This window comes from Streptomyces sp. NBC_00448, assembly GCF_036014115.1.
Lineage (GTDB): Bacteria > Actinomycetota > Actinomycetes > Streptomycetales > Streptomycetaceae > Actinacidiphila.
The window spans coordinates 2302180-2317061 of record NZ_CP107913.1 but is presented as its reverse complement, the minus strand read 5'-3'; the positions used below and the strand labels follow the sequence as shown (position 1 = coordinate 2317061).

Sequence of the window (14882 nt, the reverse complement as noted above, 5' to 3'; positions counted from 1 at the left end):
CGCCGCCGACACGCCCCCCGCGGGCCCCTCCGTACCCGCCGGCCCGTCCGCCCCCGGCGAGCCCTCCGCCGGTTCGCCCGCCGCCACGGCCGCCACCATGAAGACCTCCGCCTTCCTCTACCCCTGGGACGTCGTCGGCGACCCGGCCGCCGCCGACCGGGTCGCCGCGCTCGGCGTTCGCCAGGTCACCCTCGCCGCCGCCTACCACTCCACCCGCGCCCTGACCCCGCGCCACCCCGGGCGCCGTGTCGTCACCGCCGAGCACGCCGCCGTGCTCTACCCGCCCGACGCCGAGCGCTGGCGGTCGCACGCCCTGCGCCCGTACCCCGCGGGCACCTGGACGGACGGAGACCAGGACGCCTACGGCACGGCCGCGGCGGCGCTGGCGGCCGCGGGTCTCGACGTGCACACCTGGGTGGTGCTCGCCCACAACTCCCGTATGGGCGCCGAACATCCGGACAGCAGCGTGGTCAACGCGTACGGCGACCGCTACCCGTGGGCGCCGTGCATCGCCCAACCCGCCGTCCGCGCCCACCTGGTGGAACTGGCCGCCGAAGCCGCGCCCCGGCCCGGCGCCCGCGGCACCGAGCTGGAATCCCTCGGCTGGTACGGCCTGGCGCACCTGCACGCCCACGACAAGATCGGCGGCGTGCCGCTCGGCGACGCGGCCCAGTACCTGATGTCGCTCTGCTTCTGCCCGCACTGCCGCGAAGGGTACGCCGGGCTCGGCGCCGATCCGGACCGGCTCGCCGCCGCGGTCCGCGCCGCGCTGGCACCCGCCTGGGCGGGCGGCGCCACCGGCACCGGAACGGACGCCGGATCGGACGGTATCGAGCGGCTGCTGGGTGCCGAGTTCACCGCGCTGACGTTGAACTGGCGTACCCGCACGGCCGGTTCGCTCCAGGCCGAGGCGATCGCCGCGGTCCGGGCGGCGGCCGGCCCCGGCTTCCAGGTGCTGATGCACGCCGACCCGGTGCCGTACCGCTGCGGGGCCAACGCCGGTGTCGATCCCGCGCACATCCTCGGCCACGCCGACGGTCTGGTACTGCCCTGCACCGGCGGGCCGGCCGCGCGCGAGGCGGTCCTCGCGCCGCTCGCCGCGCACCGCCGCGAACACACCGTGCTCGCCGCGAACTTCACGGTCGTGGCCGGCATGGGCGGCAGCCCCCGCACCCTCGCCGCCGACGCGGCGCACGCCGCGGAACTGGGCGCCACCGAACTGCGGCTCTACCACGCGGGTCTGGCGAGCGACGCGGACCTCGTGGCGGTACGGGCGGCGCTGCGGCCGTAGCACCGTACCCGGCGCGGCCCCCGGGGTGTGTCCGGAGCTGGTTCGAGGGGAGTTTCGCCAGGCTCTTCCCGGGGTGTCTTCCGGGGCGCGGCGATCATGGGGGTACCGCCGCGCCCCGGAACCTCCGCCCCCGGCTGGGGCAGGAGGGTCCGTGCGTACCCAAGTCGCCACCGGGGCGCAGGGGGTTGCCGTGGCGGTACAAATATTTCCGGCCGATGTCGCGACCGGACACCGGACGCTCAGAAGGCGCCGCTGGACGAGGCCGGTCCGGCGGCGCCGCCGGCGGTGACGGTGTAGCGGTCGGCCGTGGTGGCGCGGTCGCGCGAGGCGTGGTTGAACTGGCCCGCGAACGTGTACGTGCCCGGCGGCAGCGTCTGGTCGGGGTTGAGCGTCCAGCGGTAGACCAGGTCGCCGCCGCTCGTCGAGACCGTGGTGGTGATCCCGGTCGCCGAGGTGTAGGAGCTGTTGTCGCTGACCCCGCCCGACCGGCCGGAGACGCGCAGTTCCACGGTGAGCGAGGTGAGCGCCACCGTGCTGGTGAGGTTGACGTCGTCCTCGGTCCAGTACGGGTTGCTGTTCGGGTCGACGCTGCCGTTGGACGTCACACCGCCGCTGCCGGCGGCGGGCGCGGACGGGGTGGAGCCGCCGGGGGCCGCGGGCGCGCCGCTCGCGCTGCCGGACGTCGGGCCGGCGGCCGAGCCCGAGGCGTGGCCGGGGGTGTGCCGGGTGCCCGGCGCGGAGTGGCCGGGCCGCGCGTGCTTCTCGGTCGTGCGGGAGCGGGCGGCCGAACCTGAGGTGGCCGACTCCGCGGGCTGCGGCCGCGGCCTCGCGGAGGTCGCGGCGCCGGACGTCACCGCGTCCCGCCCCGGCGTGCCGTCGCCGCCGACCGCGCCCACCGCGAGGCCGCCGATGGCGATCGCGCCGGCCACGGCCGCCGCCACCGCGGTCACCCGCATCCAGGCGGCGGGGGAGTGCTCCCGCGCCGCCGCCGTCGCCGCCGTTGCCGCGGCCAGGTCGGCCGGCTCACAGCCGGGCGTGGCGATCGCGCGCTCCACCCGGGCCAGCATCCGTTCGCGGTCCGGCCGGTGCGCGTCCGCCGCCTCGCGCAGGCGTTGCGGCAGTTGCGGCAGTTGGGCCATCACATTCCCCGTCCCGTGTGCGTACGCGGGCGTGTCGCGGGATTCGTCGACCCCAGTATCCGCGCCGTCGCGCTTCGTTCCGCGTCGGCCCCCGCCGCGGGAGCGCTCCCGCCGGCCGCCGCACTTCCCCCCGTGAGTCCCCGCCGCCCCCCGGCGGGCGCTTCACCGTCCGAGCGGACGGTGGCCAACTCGCCTTTCGCGGTGGGCTGTTGGTCGGCCAGGAGAGTGGTGCCCGGCGCGCCGTCGGCTGCTGCCTCCGCCGGTGTTGCCGGTGCCGTAGCCGTAGCCGTAGCCGTTGCTGTCGCCGCCTCCGACGCTGCGACCTCCGACGCTGCCGCGGTCGCCACGGCCGCGGTCATCGGTGCCGCCGTGGCTTCCGCGGGCGGTCCGAACGCCCCTGCGGTGGGGGGTGGTTGACCGGTGTGCACGCCGCCGGCCGCGGCGAGTCGGCCGCCGACGGTGGGGGCCGGTGCGGGCGCGGGGGCCGGGGCACGCGGCGCCGGCGCACCGGGCGCGGCCGGGCCGGCATCCGGCGCACCGCCGGACAGGGCGACCGCCGCCGTCGGCCGGCCCGTCGCCGGGTCCGGGCCGTGCGGCGCCGCCGGCGGTTCGGCCGGCTGGGCCAGCAGCCGCTCCAACTCCGCCACCCCGCGCGAGGTCTGGCTCTTCACGGTGCCCACCGAGATGCCCAGCGCCTCGGCCGTGTCCTTCTCCGACAGGTCGAACGCGTGCCGCAGCACCACGCACGCCCGTTTGCGGAACGGCAGCCGCTGGAGCGCCTCGCGCAGGTCCAGCACCGCGGGCACGTCGGGCTGCTCCACGACCCGTTCGGTGCGCTGGGACCAGAACAGGGCGACCCGGCGCCGCTCCCGGACCGCGCTGCGGATGCGCGAGCGCGCCAGGTTGGCCACCACGCCCCGCGCGTACGCCGCCGGGTGGTCGGCCCCCTGCACCCGGTCCCAGTGCCGCCACAACGCCACCAGCGCGTCCGCCGCGAGATCGTCGGCCGCGTCCGCCTCGCCCGTCAACAGGTGTGCGAGGCGGGCGAGTTCGGCGTAGTGCCGCTCGAAGAACGCGTGGAATGCGGCCGCGTCGTCGTCGGCCCCGCCGCCGTGCTCGACGGACATGCCCACGGTCACCTCTTCCTGCCCGGACCTCCCCGCCACGGCGCGGCGAGAGCGTAGCAGCGGGACAGGGCCGTGGGCAGAGGTCAGGAACCGGCGATTTCGCGCTTCCCCGACCGTTCGACGCGGGTGATGATCTCCAGGTCGAACTCGCCGCTCGCGGTCTCCGGGCGGGAGCGCAGGTACGTGCGGATTCCCTCGATCAACTCCGCGCGCTCGCCCGGTTCGAGGGTCAACGTGTGCGAGTGGGTCGCGATCGTGTCGACCATCGAGTCGGCGGTGCGCCGCTGCCGGTGCGGGAAGTACGCGTGCTCGACCGGGAACAGCTCCGGGTGCGGCTGGATGCCGCGACCCGGGCTCCAGTCGATGAACGACGTACGGCTGAGCGCCACCTTGCCCAGGCCGGCGATCCACTCCACCCGGTCGTCGTCGGCGTTCCACAGCGCGGCCAGCACCCCGCCCGGCCGCAGCACCCTGCTGATCTCGGGCAGCGCGCGGCTCTGGTCGAACCAGTGCAGCGCCTGCCCGACGATCACCGCGTCCACGGACGCGTTCGGCAGCGGGATCTCCTCCGCGCCCGCCTGATGGGTCGTCAACGTCGGCAAGTACGAACGCAGTTCGCCGAGCATCTCCGGGTCCGGCTCCACCGCGGTCACCCGGTGCCCGAGCGCGGCCGCCACCGCGCTCAACTTCCCCGTGCCGGCGCCCAGGTCCAGCACGTCCAACGTCCCACCCTCCGCCCCCAGTCCACTGGCCAGCGCCGGTTCCAGCGCCCACTTCACCCCGTTCACGGGGTAGTCGGGCCGGTGCGCGGCATACGCGGCCGCCGCCGCCCCGAAGGACCTCGCGCGTCGCGCGATCAGAGCGGGATCGTAGGGGCCGTCACGATCGGTTCGGGCCTCGCCCGCGGTGTCGGTAGCCATACCCCGAATCTACGGCGCCCCCCTCCCCCCCGTGGGGCACCTTTGTCCGTCGCACCCGTTGCGGCGCGCCGCCGGCGGACGCGGTTACCCGTACCCCCCGCGCCCCACGCCACAGGCTCACTTCACTGCGGGTCGGCATCGGCGTGCCTGGCCCAGTCCTCTTGTGCGTCCACCAGGGCGGGGCGGACCTCCCGGTCGAGGCGGTTCGCGACCCATCGGAACGTGGCGGCGAGCCGTGTCAGGTCCTGCGGGCCGAGGTCGGTGAGCCAACTGTCCCCGCACAGGTGCAGGTTGACCAGCGGGGTGCGGGGTTCGGGTGCTTCGGCGTACGGGTTGCAGTCGAGCGTGCAGGAGAAGGCTTCCTCGGCGACGGGTCCCGGGGCCGGGCTGGTGGCGCAGTAGACGGGGACCGTGCGTCCCGGGAAGCGCCGGGTGAGATGGATGTCGGCGAGCCGGTCCTCCCAGGCGCCGGGGGGTACGTTGTGCTCGCTCGGGTCGTTCCCGGCCCACCCGGGCAGATGCCCGGTGAGGGTGCGCCCGTCGGTGGCGGTGAGGGTCCACCGGCGCGGTGCGGTGGGTAAGGCCGAGGGTCCGGTCGTAGCGGAAGAGGTCTTACGGGTCTGCATCTCGTTCCTTGTCGATTCTTGTGGTGCGGCCGGGTTCAGGCGGGCTGAGTTGGTTGCCGTTGCGGCGCGTGCTCCTCCAGCGCGGTGCGGAGGAAGTTCAGCGATTCGGTGGGCGTGAGGGCGGTATCCCGCAGCAAGTCGTACGCCAGGCGCAGCGGTTCGACGTCCTCGGGTTCCTCGACGAGGTGGCCGCTCCAACTGCTCTGCGTGTAGGCGACGGTGCGGCCGTCCTGGAAGAAGATCAGTTCCAGGCAGCTGCGGATGTGGTGCGGTCCGGTGCCGAACGGGACGACGTGCAGGGACACATCGGGCTGTTGCGCGACCTCGATGAGGTGTGCCAGCTGCGCGGTCCACGTCTTCGGGTCGCGGGCTCTACGGCGCAGCACGGCTTCGTCGATCAACGCGCGGTAGTGCACCGGGTTCGGGCCGGTCAGCCGGTCCTGGCGCTTGAGCCGCGCGGCGACCTGGGCGCTCAACTGCTTGATGCTGTGCGGGCGGGCGGTGCGCAGTTGCTCCTCGGCGTAGGCGCGGGTCTGGAGCAGGTACGGCACCGCGCTCACCGCGTACTCCTGCACGCTCACCGCGCCCGCCTCCAACGGCGCCAGTCCGAGGAACGGTCGGTCCTTCGCCTCCCGTTTGGCCAGGTGCCACAGCTTCACCAACAGCTCGCCGGTGCCGTACACCTTGTCCAGCGCGGCAGCCGCCTCCACGGTGCCCAACCGCTGCCCCCGCTCCAGCCGATGCAAGTACGACTGCTCGTAAAGGCATTTCGCCCCGAGTTCCATCAGCGTCAGCCCCGCGCGCTGTCGCCGGTAGGCCAGTTCGCTCGCGTACAACTCCCTTGCCGACAACCACTCCCAGTCGATGAGGTCCTTGCCCCCGTTGTTGCTGTCACTGCTCATGGCTTTCCTCTCCACGGTCTTGAGGGGTGCGAAGTGCGTCTCCGGGCGCGTCGAATCCGGGCGGCCGGGGGTACATCCCCTTGTCAGGGCTTGAACCGGAGTCGTCAGGGGGAGCGCCCGCATCATGGGCGCAGAGGGCGACGGCGGGGGGCGCCAGGCGGGCGCCGCGGCTGTGTGCGACGCGCAGGGCGTCGAGAAGGGCCTCGGTCAGGCGGGCGATGAGGAAACACAGTTCCCCGGGGGACGGCTCGGGGCCGGCGAGCACCGCGCGGACGTTTCGCAGGAGTTCTTCGGCAAGCCCGAGTTGGACGGCCTCCATCTGGTCGGCCAACTTCCACAGTGGTCCTGAGGGGTCGCCGTTCAGGTAGGCGGGCTGCCCGTTCTCCTCGGTCCAGGGCAGTAACCGCGGCGTGGTCCGATCTGCCGCTTCGGTGACGTCGCGGGGGTACTGATGCTCGGAGTCTGAGGTCATCACGGTCCCGGTGTCGAATCGGTGACTGGGTGTCACGACGGTATGAGTGCGCGATGTCGCGCCCCATGGACGGGATGGCCCACTTGTCCGCTCGGCACGGTGCAACCGCTACGCTCCGGCGTAGTTGCTCCCCGTGGCCGGATTTCCCGACTGCCCTCCTGTCTCCGCGCCGTACGCTGAACTGGAGGGCAGGTGAGGATATGTCGGAAGAACTCGCGGACAATGTACGCAGGCACCGGCGAAGGGCCGGCCTCAGCCAGGAGGAACTCGCCCATCAGTCGGGCTTTTCCGTAGCGACGGTCCGTAAGATCGAGCAGGGCGGAAGTGTACGGATCGAGACCCTCCACGCTGTTGCGCGCGGCCTCGGGGTCAGGACCTCGGAGTTACTGGTTTCGGATGCCCCGACGCCGGTTCGCCACAACGATCCGAATGATCTCAACCTTCGTGATCTGCGTATCGCGCTGACCCCGCGAGTGAGGCTGGCCGATGTCCCGCCGCCCACGGGCGACGAACCGAACCTCCGTCTCCTGCGGCGGGCGGTCCGTGATGCTGTGACGTTGTATCCCGCGGGCCGGTACGCGAGTCTCGCGGCGGCACTTCCGCTGCTCATGCGTGACGCCAACGCGGCCGTTGCCTATTACGAGGGGTCGGAGGACGAGTCACGGGAGGCGCTGTTGGCCCGTGCCGAAGTGCTGGGACTCGCCGGACGATATCTGACACAGATCCGGCAGTTCGATATCGCGCACGTGGCGGCTACCGCATCCGTGAACGACGCGGTGACGGCGAAGGACAATGTGGCTGCCGCCAACAGGGTGAGGGGTCTGTGTTTCACGCTGCTGCGGACCGGACGGTTCGACGAGGCGGAAGAACTCGCCGTCGAGGCAATGGATCTGATCGAACCACAGGTCAGCAACGCCGATCCTGATCGCTACTCCGTGTGGGGCGGCGTGGCGATGGAAGCGGCTGCGGCGGCGATACGCAACAACCGCCCACAGGAGGCCAGGGAATACCGCCGGGCGGCTTCCATCGCAGCTGCCGCGGTCGGGCATTCCCAGACGTACGACGTTCTTGCAGCCTTCGGCCCCGTCACGGCGGCGATGAAGTCGCTGGAGGACTTCATGATTATCGGGGATGCCCGCACAGTGGTACGCAGATCCACGGAAGACGAAGCCCTGTCGGCCAAGGCGTGGGGGCGTCTGGGGAAGCCCAGCACGACCGACGGCAGCCGCTACGTGCTCGACTTGGCGCGTGCGCACGTTCGCACGGGGGACGGGTCGGCGGCCATGGACGAGCTGATGCGGCTCTACCGTTCGGTTCCCGAGTGGCTGCGGCACCAGAAGTCGGCTGCCGTGACCATGGAAGAGATCATGAAGAAGCGCAAGCGCACCCTGACCGCGGACATGCGGGTGGTTGCCGACCACCTCTGCATGAGCGGGTAGAGGGCCGTAGCCGCCCGGGCGAGCGTCACCCCGAGGGGCGGGTCCGGGCGACCCGGGTGGGGTGGGGCGCCGTCAGACGTCAGAGGGGGCGGGTGGCCAGGAGGAGGCGGTCGCGGGCGTCGAAGAGGGTGTCCTTGATCATCTGCTCGTGTCCCGGGGTGAGCCGGGCCACCGGCACCGAGCAGCTCACCGCGTCGCGGGCCGGGGTCCGGTAGGGGATCGCGATGCCGAAGCAGCGCAGCCCCAGCGTGTTCTCCTCGCGGTCCACGGCGTAACCCTGCTCGCGGATGACGGCCAGTTCCTCGATCAGCTTCTCGCGGTCGGTGTGGGTGTGCTCGGTGAGCGGTTCCAGCGTCTCCGGAAGGAGCTTGCGCACCTGCTCGTCGGTGTACGTGGCCAGCAGCGCCTTGCCGAGGGAGGTGGAGTGCGCGGGCAGGCGGCGGCCGACCCGGGTGAACGGCCGCAGGTAGTGCTGCGACTGGCGGGTGGCGAGGTAGACCACGTTGGTGCCGTCGAGCCGGGCCATGTGGATGGTCTCGCTGGTCTCGTCGGAGAGCCGGTCCAGGGTCGGCCGGGCGGCGGCCACCACCTCGTCGCCGTCGATGTAGGACGTGCCGACCAGCAGCGCGCGCACGCCGATGCCGTACCGCGTGCCGGTCGCGTCGGTCTCGATCCAGCCCAGCTCGACCAGGGTGCGCAGCAGCATGTACAGGCTGGACTTGGGGTAGCCGACCGACTCCTGCACGGCGGCCAGGCTGTGCATGCCGGGGCGGCCCGCGAAGAACTCCAGCAGCTCCACCGTGCGGACCGCGGACTTGACCTGGGAACCGGCACCCTCGGCAACAGCCATCGCGTCTGACCCCTCTTGTTCGGCCGGGCCGCGTGGACGTAGGCTCGGCGGAGATTCACATGTGAAGACGTTGTTCAGTATAGAGAACAGACCGGAACGACGACGAGCACCGACCGCGTGCAATATGGAAATGTGGAGGTTATTCCGGTGGCAGTACCAGTCTGGAGCGTGGACCCCCGAACCGGGAAGCAGCGCGAGCAGGTCGCCGTCGAGGCCACGGCCGCCGAGGTCGACGCCGCCGTGCGCGCCGCCGCCACCGCGCTCCCCGCCCTCGCCGACCGTAGCGTACGGTCCCGGCTGCTGCGGGCGGCAGCCGGGCTGCTGGAGCGGGACGCCGAGCAGGTGGTGGCCGCCGCCGACGCCGAGACCGCGCTCGGCACCCCCAGGCTCACCGGAGAGCTGGCCCGCACCGCCTTCCAACTGCGGTCCTTCGCCGACGTGGTGGACGAGGGCGCGTTCCTGGACGTGATCATCGACCACCCCGACCCGGACGCGAAGCCCATCCCGCGGCCGGACCTGCGCCGGTACAAGATCCCGCTCGGCGTCGTGGCGGTCTACGCGGCCAGCAACTTCCCGCTCGCCTTCTCCGTGCCCGGCGGCGACACCGCCAGTGCGCTCGCCGCGGGCTGCCCGGTCGTGGTCAAGGCGCACCCGGACCACCCGGCCACCTCCGTGCTCACCGCGGGGCTGCTGCGCGAGGCCGCGGTCTCGGTCGGCCTGCCCGCCGACACCGTGGTGCTGCTGCACGGCTTCGAGGCCGGCGTCGAACTGGTCCGGCACCCGCTGGTGGCCGCGGCCGGCTTCACCGGGTCGATTCCCGGCGGCCGGGCACTGTTCGACGCGGCCGCCGCCCGGCCCCGGCCGATCCCGTTCCACGGCGAGTTGGGCAGTCTCAACCCGGTCGTGGTCACCCCGGCCGCCGCCGCCGAGCGGGCCGAGCAGATCGGCACCGGGCTGGCGGGTTCCTTCACCCTCGGCAGCGGGCAGTTCTGCACCAAGCCGGGGCTGGTCCTCACCCCGGCGGGCGCCGACGGGGACCGTCTCGTCGGCGCGCTCACCGGCGCCGCGCAGGACGCCGCCGCCGGGGTGCTGCTCGACGGCCGGATGCGCGAGAACTTCCTCAAGGGCGCCGCCGCCCGCGCCGCCCTGCCCGCCGTCGCCACCCCCGTCACCGCCGGCAGCGCCGAGGACCCCCTCGCGGTACGCCCCGGCTACGTCGTGGCTGATGCCGCGGAACTGGCCGAACCCGGCGCGTACGACCTGCTGCTGGAGGAGTGCTTCGGGCCGCTCACCGTGGTCGTACGGTACGGCGACGCGGACCAACTCGACGCAATCCTCGACCGGTTGCCGGGGAACCTCACGGCGACCGCGCACCTCGGAGCGGACGAGGCGGTGACCCCGGGCGGGCCCGCCGCCGCGCTCCTGACCCGGCTCGGCGCGCTCGCCGGACGGGTGCTGGTCAACGGCTGGCCCACCGGGGTCGCCGTCACCGGCGCCCAGCACCACGGCGGGCCCTACCCCGCCACCACCTCCACGTCGACCTCCGTGGGCGGCACTGCGATCGAGCGATGGCTGCGGCCCGTCGCCTACCAGGACACCCCGCCGGCCCTCCTCCCGCCGGAACTGCGCGACGACAACCCCGCGGGGGTTCCCCAACGGGTCACGGGACGCCCCTGAGCTCGGGGGCGCCCCGGCCATGCGCTGCCGGCACCTCGCGGTGAGCGGCCCCTGGGCATGCGCGGCTCCCTCCGGAAGCACACGGAACCGCTATCGCGGGGAGCCGTCCTCCAGGGACTCCAGGAGTACGGGGACGTGGCTGTGGTCGGGGTTCTTGACCGCGGTGAGGAGGGTGACGGTTCGGGCCGAGGCGAGCCGTCGCAGATGGTCGAGGTCTCCCCGCAGCTCCGGCGCGGCCAGCTCCGCACGGTAGCGGCGGGAGAACTCGCCGTAGCGGTCCGGTGCCGCTCACCGTGTTCCGCAAGACCAAGATGCGCGAGCAGGCCGAAGTGGATCGCGCCCACGCCGTTCAACGGCTGTGCGAAACCGAGCACCAGGCGGCCTTCGAACACGACCTCTACAGTCGCGACCTCAAGGAGGACTGATGAAGCACAGCGAATGGAGGACCCGCCGCCACCGCCGGCTGATCGGCGAACACCTCGACACGGACCCCGAGTACGACCGCGTCTACGAAGAAGCCGGCCTGGCCATGACGCTGGGCAAGGCCGTCTACGACCGGCGTAAGCAACTCGGCCTGAGCGAGGCCGACCTGGCCGAGCGTCTGCACACCACCACCGACGAGATCGAAGGCATCGAGACCGCCACCGAACTGCCGCCCATCGTCGTCATCATGCGCCTGGCCCGAGCCTTGGACCTCACCGTCGACATGCATCTCGCTCCTGGGGACGAGCCGACTGTCACCATCGTCACCCCGGCCGCCTGACCCCGGGAGGAGCCATGCTTGACGCCCCCACGGCACTCGCCCGCGAACTGGGCCGGCTCGTCCACGACCGGCGCACCGAGCTCGGGCTGTCCCAGGCCGAACTGGCTGAGCGGTGCGGGATGAAGCAGCCGCAGATCTCCCGCTTCGAAGCCGGCGGAACCGTGCCCACGCTTCCGCTGCTGCGCCGCCTGGCTGGTGCCCTTGGCGCCGACTTGACCATCAGTCTCACTCCGCACGACGAAGCCGCTTGACGTGGCCTTCGAACCCGGAAATCCCCTGAACGATCCAGACCGTCGACGGCAGCCCTGACGGCAACACGGTCGCAGATGACCGTCGGATCGTCGGTGTAGTGGATCACGTGGGTATCCCCGGCGCGATCACGGCGGGGAGCCGCCTTCCAGGGACTTCAGGAGTACGGGGACGTGGCTGTGCTCGGGGTCCTTGACCGCGGTGAGGAGGGTGACGGTTCGGGCCGAGGCGAGCCGTCGCAGATGGGCGAGGTCTCCCCGCAGCTCCGGCGCGGCCAGCTCCGCACGGTAGCGGCGGGAGAACTCGTCGTAGCGGTCCGGTTCGGCGTGCAACCACTTCCGCAACTCGCCCGAGGGGGTGAGGGACTTGGGCCACTCGTCGACGGCCGCGGCCTCCTTGGACAGGCCGCGCGGCCAGAGCCGGTCGACCAGGACCCGCACCCCGTCGCCGGACTCGGGCGGGTCGTAGACCCGGCGTACCCGGAACCCGCTGGTGGACGTCATGACGGACCTCCTCGGCCCCCCGCGTTCGGCCTCATTCCGTGCCCCCTCCCAGCTTGCGGCCTTCCGGCCCGGACGGCTCGTTCCGTGGGGCGCGGGGGGCGAGTGCGGTCGCGAGCGCGGTGGCGGCGAGCAGCGCCGCGGAGATCAGCAGCCCCTTCCGCATCCCGGTCACGAAGTGCGTGCGCCCGCCGACCAGCGCGCCGAACACCGCGACGCTGAGCGCGCCGGAGACCTGGCGGGCGGCGTTGAGGACGCCGGCCGCCATCCCGGCCCGTTCGGCGGGCACCGCCCCCATCGCCGCGGCCGTGAGCGCGGGCACCGCGAGCGCGGCACCGAGGCTCAGCGGCATCATCGCGACCGCGGTCAACACCGCCGGTGTGCCGGCGCCCACCGACAGCAGCACCAGCAGCCCGGCCACCGCCACGCTCTGGCCGACGAGCATCGGCGCCCTGGGCCCGTAGCGATTGGTGATCCTGCCCGACGCCACGTTCACCACGGAGATCAGCAGCGTCATCGGCAGGAACATCAACCCCGCGGTCAGCGCCGACTCGCCGCGTACCTCCTGGAAGAACAGGCTCAGCACGAAGACCGCCCCGAAGAAGCCGAAGGTGACCGCGGCGCCGGTCGCGATCGACGTCGCCGCGGTGCCGTTCCGGAACAGCCCCAGCGGCACCACCGGGTGCGGGTGCCGGGCCTCGATCGCCAGGAACCCCGCCAGCGCGAGCGCGGCCACCGCACCCGCCACCGCGCCCGTCCGGCCGCCCTCGATCACCGCGTACGTCAGCGCGGCCAGCGCCACCACCGCGGTGGTCTGCCCGGGCAGGTCCAGCGGGGCCGGGCGGCGCGGGGAGCGGGCCACCCGGGCCGAGAGCACCAGGGCGGCCAGGCCCACCGGCAGGTTGATGAAGAAGATGGCCCGCCAGCTCCACGCCGTGGTCAGCGCGCCGCCCGCCACCGGGCCGAGCGCCAGGGCGGTCGAACCGCCCGCCGCCCAGACCGAGATGGCGCGCGCCCGCTTCCGCGGGTCGGGGAACGCCTGCCGCACCAGCGCCAGCGAGGCGGGCAGCACCACGGCCGCCGCGCTGCCCTGCACCACCCGCGCGGCCACCAGCACCGCCAGGTTCGGCGAGAGCCCGCACGCCACGGACGCGACGGTGAAGACCGCGGTTCCGATCGCGAACGCCCGGCTCGCGCCGACCCGGTCCGACAGCGCGCCGGTGGACAGCATCAGCGACGCGAACGCGAGGGTGTAGCCGTCCACCACCCACTGCAACGCGGCCAGCCCGCCGTGCAGTTCGCGGCCCATCGCGGGCAGGGCGACGTTCACCACGGACGAGTCGAGGGTGACCAGGACGAAGCCGATCAGTGCGGCCGCCAGGGTCAGGGCGGGGGAGGCCGTGGCCGAAGCGGCGCCCGGCGCCGGGCCGGCGCCGTCCCCGCTCGTCGTGCGCGGGAGGTCCCCGCTCGTCGTGCGCGGGAGGTCCAACCGCTCTTCGCACGGCGGAAGATGGGGCTCGGGCGTGATGAGTTCCTCTGGCATGCCCTCAGCCTGCCGACGGCCGGACGCGTAGAGTAGTGGCCGGAATGCCACGCTCCCGGAGGTTCTGGCCATGGCGACCGCAGGGTCCGAAGCGACGCACGAGCCGCACGCGGTGAACGCGGTGAACGCGGCGGGCCAACCCCACGCGACGAAGAAGCGGCCGCACGCACGTCGAACGGCCCAAGGGCCCACCGCGCCCGACGCACCGCGCACCCCGCCGGTGCCCGCCGGACGGCCCGTACCGCCGCCCGCCGCCGCCGAGCCGTTCATCTGCCCGCGCCCCCACCGCGTCGCCGTCATCGCCTCGGAACCCGTCTCGCTGTTCAACCTCGCCCTGCCCGAAATGCTGCTGCTCAAGGTCGAGGTGGACGGCCGGCCCGGCTACGAGGTCGAGCTGTGCACGCCCGACCCCGGGCCCGTCGCCACCAGCGGCGGCGCCGACGTGGTGATCCGCAGCGGCCTGGACGCGCTCGACCGGGCCGACACCGTGATCGTGGCCGGCACCGGCGCCGCCGAGGACCCCGACCCGCGCGTCCTGGAGGCGCTGCGGGCCGCCGCGACGGCCGGGAAGCGGATCGCGTCCATCTGCACCGGCGCCTTCCTGCTCGCCGAGGCCGGACTGCTCGACGGCCTCCACGCCACCACCTACTGGGCGTACACCCGGCAGTTCGCGGAGAAGTACCCCGACGTGGTCATCCAGCCCGACGTGCTCTACGTGCAGGACGGCCGCATGCTCACGTCCTCCGGTTACGCGGCCGGCATCGACCTGTGCCTGCACCTGGTGCGCACCGACTACGGCGCCGCGGTCGCCAACGCCGTCGCCCGCCTCGCCCTGGTCGCGCCCGTACGGCCGGGCGGCCAGGCGCAGTTCACCGACACCCCGCTGCCCGCCGAGACCGGCACGTCGTTCGCCGAGACCCGCGCCTGGGCGATGACCCGGCTCGACCGGCCGCTGACCCTCACCGACCTCGCCCGCCACGCCGCCGTCAGCGTCCGCACCCTGACCCGCCGCTTCCACGCCGAGACCGGCCTCAGCCCGCTGCAGTGGCTGCTCCACCAGCGACTGGAACGCGCCCGCGAACTGCTGGAGACGACCACCCTCCCGGTCGACCAGGTCGCCCGCGCCAGCGGCCTCGGCACCGCCGACTCCCTCCGCCAGCACCTGCTGCGCCGCGTCGGCCTGACCCCCTCCGACTACCGCGCCGCCTTCACCCGCCTCCCCGTGGCCTGAACCTCCGGCGTACCGGGCCGTGACGCGGGCGCCGGAGCGGGGTGGTGGAACCGGAACGGCCCCCCGGCGCGTCACCGTTCCGGTGGCGCCCACCCCCGGGGACGGGCGTGTGCGGGTGTGGGGAGACGGAGCCCGTGGGACGCTGATGTGGTC

Annotated in this window: 14 protein-coding genes and 3 pseudogenes; 7 read left to right on the top strand and 10 right to left on the bottom strand. The window is 73.3% G+C overall.

Annotated elements, in window-relative coordinates; genetic code table 11:
* Positions 1 to 97 precede the first annotated feature (97 nt).
* On the top strand, positions 98 to 1291 hold the full coding sequence (locus OG370_RS09910) for a hypothetical protein (RefSeq protein ID WP_328473952.1): 1194 nt from the start codon (positions 98 to 100) through the stop codon (positions 1289 to 1291).
* A gap of 239 nt (positions 1292 to 1530) precedes the next feature.
* Here OG370_RS09910 and OG370_RS09905 read toward each other — a convergent pair whose 3' ends face one another.
* The 6 genes and pseudogenes from OG370_RS09905 to OG370_RS09880 form a co-directional block, all read right to left on the bottom strand.
* Positions 1531 to 2430 carry a hypothetical protein gene (locus OG370_RS09905; protein WP_328462675.1) on the bottom strand — a complete coding sequence of 300 codons (900 nt, stop codon included), beginning with the start codon at positions 2428 to 2430 and terminating at the stop codon, positions 1531 to 1533.
* A 605-nt stretch (positions 2431 to 3035) separates the two neighbouring features.
* A pseudogene (locus OG370_RS09900) lies at positions 3036 to 3557 on the bottom strand (SigE family RNA polymerase sigma factor); the annotation flags it as partial.
* An 83-nt stretch (positions 3558 to 3640) separates the two neighbouring features.
* Complete coding sequence (locus OG370_RS09895) at positions 3641 to 4477, bottom strand: class I SAM-dependent methyltransferase (protein ID WP_328462673.1); 837 nt, start codon at positions 4475 to 4477, stop codon at positions 3641 to 3643.
* Between the two features lie 122 nt (positions 4478 to 4599).
* Positions 4600 to 5103: a DUF6907 domain-containing protein gene (locus OG370_RS09890; protein WP_328462671.1), complete on the bottom strand. Its 504-nt coding sequence runs from the start codon at positions 5101 to 5103 to the stop codon at positions 4600 to 4602.
* Between the two features lie 35 nt (positions 5104 to 5138).
* Positions 5139 to 6005 (bottom strand): helix-turn-helix domain-containing protein, encoded by an 867-nt coding sequence (locus tag OG370_RS09885; protein ID WP_328462669.1) that lies wholly within the window; start codon positions 6003 to 6005, stop codon positions 5139 to 5141.
* A complete protein-coding gene (locus OG370_RS09880) occupies positions 5995 to 6477 on the bottom strand; it encodes a hypothetical protein (RefSeq protein WP_328462667.1) in 483 nt (160 codons plus the stop codon). Before OG370_RS09880 ends, OG370_RS09885 begins: the two co-directional genes overlap by 11 nt.
* A 200-nt stretch (positions 6478 to 6677) precedes the next feature.
* Here OG370_RS09880 and OG370_RS09875 point away from each other — a divergent pair, with 200 nt between their 5' ends.
* Positions 6678 to 7916 (top strand): helix-turn-helix domain-containing protein, encoded by a 1239-nt coding sequence (locus tag OG370_RS09875; RefSeq protein WP_328462665.1) that lies wholly within the window; start codon positions 6678 to 6680, stop codon positions 7914 to 7916.
* A gap of 79 nt (positions 7917 to 7995) precedes the next feature.
* Here OG370_RS09875 and OG370_RS09870 read toward each other — a convergent pair whose 3' ends face one another.
* Positions 7996 to 8766, bottom strand: a complete 771-nt coding sequence (locus tag OG370_RS09870; protein ID WP_328462663.1) for an IclR family transcriptional regulator — start codon at positions 8764 to 8766, stop codon at positions 7996 to 7998.
* Positions 8767 to 8913: 147 nt separating this feature from the next.
* Between OG370_RS09870 and OG370_RS09865 the strand changes: the two genes are divergently transcribed.
* Positions 8914 to 10443 carry an aldehyde dehydrogenase (NADP(+)) gene (locus OG370_RS09865; protein ID WP_328462661.1) on the top strand — a complete coding sequence of 510 codons (1530 nt, stop codon included), beginning with the start codon at positions 8914 to 8916 and terminating at the stop codon, positions 10441 to 10443.
* A gap of 90 nt (positions 10444 to 10533) precedes the next feature.
* Here OG370_RS09865 and OG370_RS09860 read toward each other — a convergent pair.
* A pseudogene (locus OG370_RS09860) lies at positions 10534 to 10710 on the bottom strand (DUF488 family protein, N3 subclade); the annotation flags it as partial.
* Between the two features lie 14 nt (positions 10711 to 10724).
* Here OG370_RS09860 and OG370_RS09855 point away from each other — a divergent pair.
* The 3 genes and pseudogenes from OG370_RS09855 to OG370_RS09845 all read left to right on the top strand — a co-directional run.
* Positions 10725 to 10868, top strand: a complete 144-nt coding sequence (locus OG370_RS09855) for a DNA-binding protein (protein ID WP_328462659.1) — start codon at positions 10725 to 10727, stop codon at positions 10866 to 10868.
* Positions 10868 to 11206 carry a helix-turn-helix domain-containing protein gene (locus OG370_RS09850; RefSeq protein ID WP_328462657.1) on the top strand — a complete coding sequence of 113 codons (339 nt, stop codon included), beginning with the start codon at positions 10868 to 10870 and terminating at the stop codon, positions 11204 to 11206. The genes OG370_RS09855 and OG370_RS09850 overlap by 1 nt, the downstream gene beginning before the upstream one ends.
* A 35-nt stretch (positions 11207 to 11241) precedes the next feature.
* A pseudogene (locus OG370_RS09845) lies at positions 11242 to 11457 on the top strand (helix-turn-helix domain-containing protein); the annotation flags it as partial.
* Between the two features lie 126 nt (positions 11458 to 11583).
* Here OG370_RS09845 and OG370_RS09840 read toward each other — a convergent pair.
* Both OG370_RS09840 and OG370_RS09835 read right to left on the bottom strand, forming a co-directional pair.
* The gene (locus OG370_RS09840) at positions 11584 to 11958 is read right to left on the bottom strand and encodes a DUF488 domain-containing protein (RefSeq protein WP_328462655.1); all 375 of its coding nucleotides are present in this window, start codon (positions 11956 to 11958) and stop codon (positions 11584 to 11586) included.
* A gap of 31 nt (positions 11959 to 11989) precedes the next feature.
* Positions 11990 to 13498 (bottom strand): MFS transporter, encoded by a 1509-nt coding sequence (locus OG370_RS09835; protein ID WP_328462653.1) that lies wholly within the window; start codon positions 13496 to 13498, stop codon positions 11990 to 11992.
* Positions 13499 to 13568: 70 nt separating this feature from the next.
* Between OG370_RS09835 and OG370_RS09830 the strand changes: the two genes are divergently transcribed.
* Positions 13569 to 14729 carry a GlxA family transcriptional regulator gene (locus OG370_RS09830; protein ID WP_328462651.1) on the top strand — a complete coding sequence of 387 codons (1161 nt, stop codon included), beginning with the start codon at positions 13569 to 13571 and terminating at the stop codon, positions 14727 to 14729.
* Positions 14730 to 14882: the final 153 nt, after the last annotated feature.

Excerpts from the sequence above, each read along its gene's own strand:
- OG370_RS09830 (WP_328462651.1), top strand. The coding sequence starts at position 13,569 with ATGGCGACCGCAGGGTCCGAAGCGACGCACGAGCCGCACGCGGTGAAC.
- OG370_RS09875 (WP_328462665.1), top strand. The coding sequence starts at position 6,678 with ATGTCGGAAGAACTCGCGGACAATGTACGCAGGCACCGGCGAAGGGCC.
- OG370_RS09880 (WP_328462667.1), bottom strand. The coding sequence starts at position 6,477 with ATGACCTCAGACTCCGAGCATCAGTACCCCCGCGACGTCACCGAAGCG.
- OG370_RS09890 (WP_328462671.1), bottom strand. The coding sequence starts at position 5,103 with ATGCAGACCCGTAAGACCTCTTCCGCTACGACCGGACCCTCGGCCTTA.
- OG370_RS09895 (WP_328462673.1), bottom strand. The coding sequence starts at position 4,477 with ATGGCTACCGACACCGCGGGCGAGGCCCGAACCGATCGTGACGGCCCC.
- OG370_RS09870 (WP_328462663.1), bottom strand. The coding sequence starts at position 8,766 with ATGGCTGTTGCCGAGGGTGCCGGTTCCCAGGTCAAGTCCGCGGTCCGC.
- OG370_RS09840 (WP_328462655.1), bottom strand. The coding sequence starts at position 11,958 with ATGACGTCCACCAGCGGGTTCCGGGTACGCCGGGTCTACGACCCGCCC.
- OG370_RS09835 (WP_328462653.1), bottom strand. The coding sequence starts at position 13,498 with ATGCCAGAGGAACTCATCACGCCCGAGCCCCATCTTCCGCCGTGCGAA.
- OG370_RS09850 (WP_328462657.1), top strand. The coding sequence starts at position 10,868 with ATGAAGCACAGCGAATGGAGGACCCGCCGCCACCGCCGGCTGATCGGC.
- OG370_RS09910 (WP_328473952.1), top strand. The coding sequence starts at position 98 with ATGAAGACCTCCGCCTTCCTCTACCCCTGGGACGTCGTCGGCGACCCG.
- OG370_RS09905 (WP_328462675.1), bottom strand. The coding sequence starts at position 2,430 with ATGGCCCAACTGCCGCAACTGCCGCAACGCCTGCGCGAGGCGGCGGAC.
- OG370_RS09885 (WP_328462669.1), bottom strand. The coding sequence starts at position 6,005 with ATGAGCAGTGACAGCAACAACGGGGGCAAGGACCTCATCGACTGGGAG.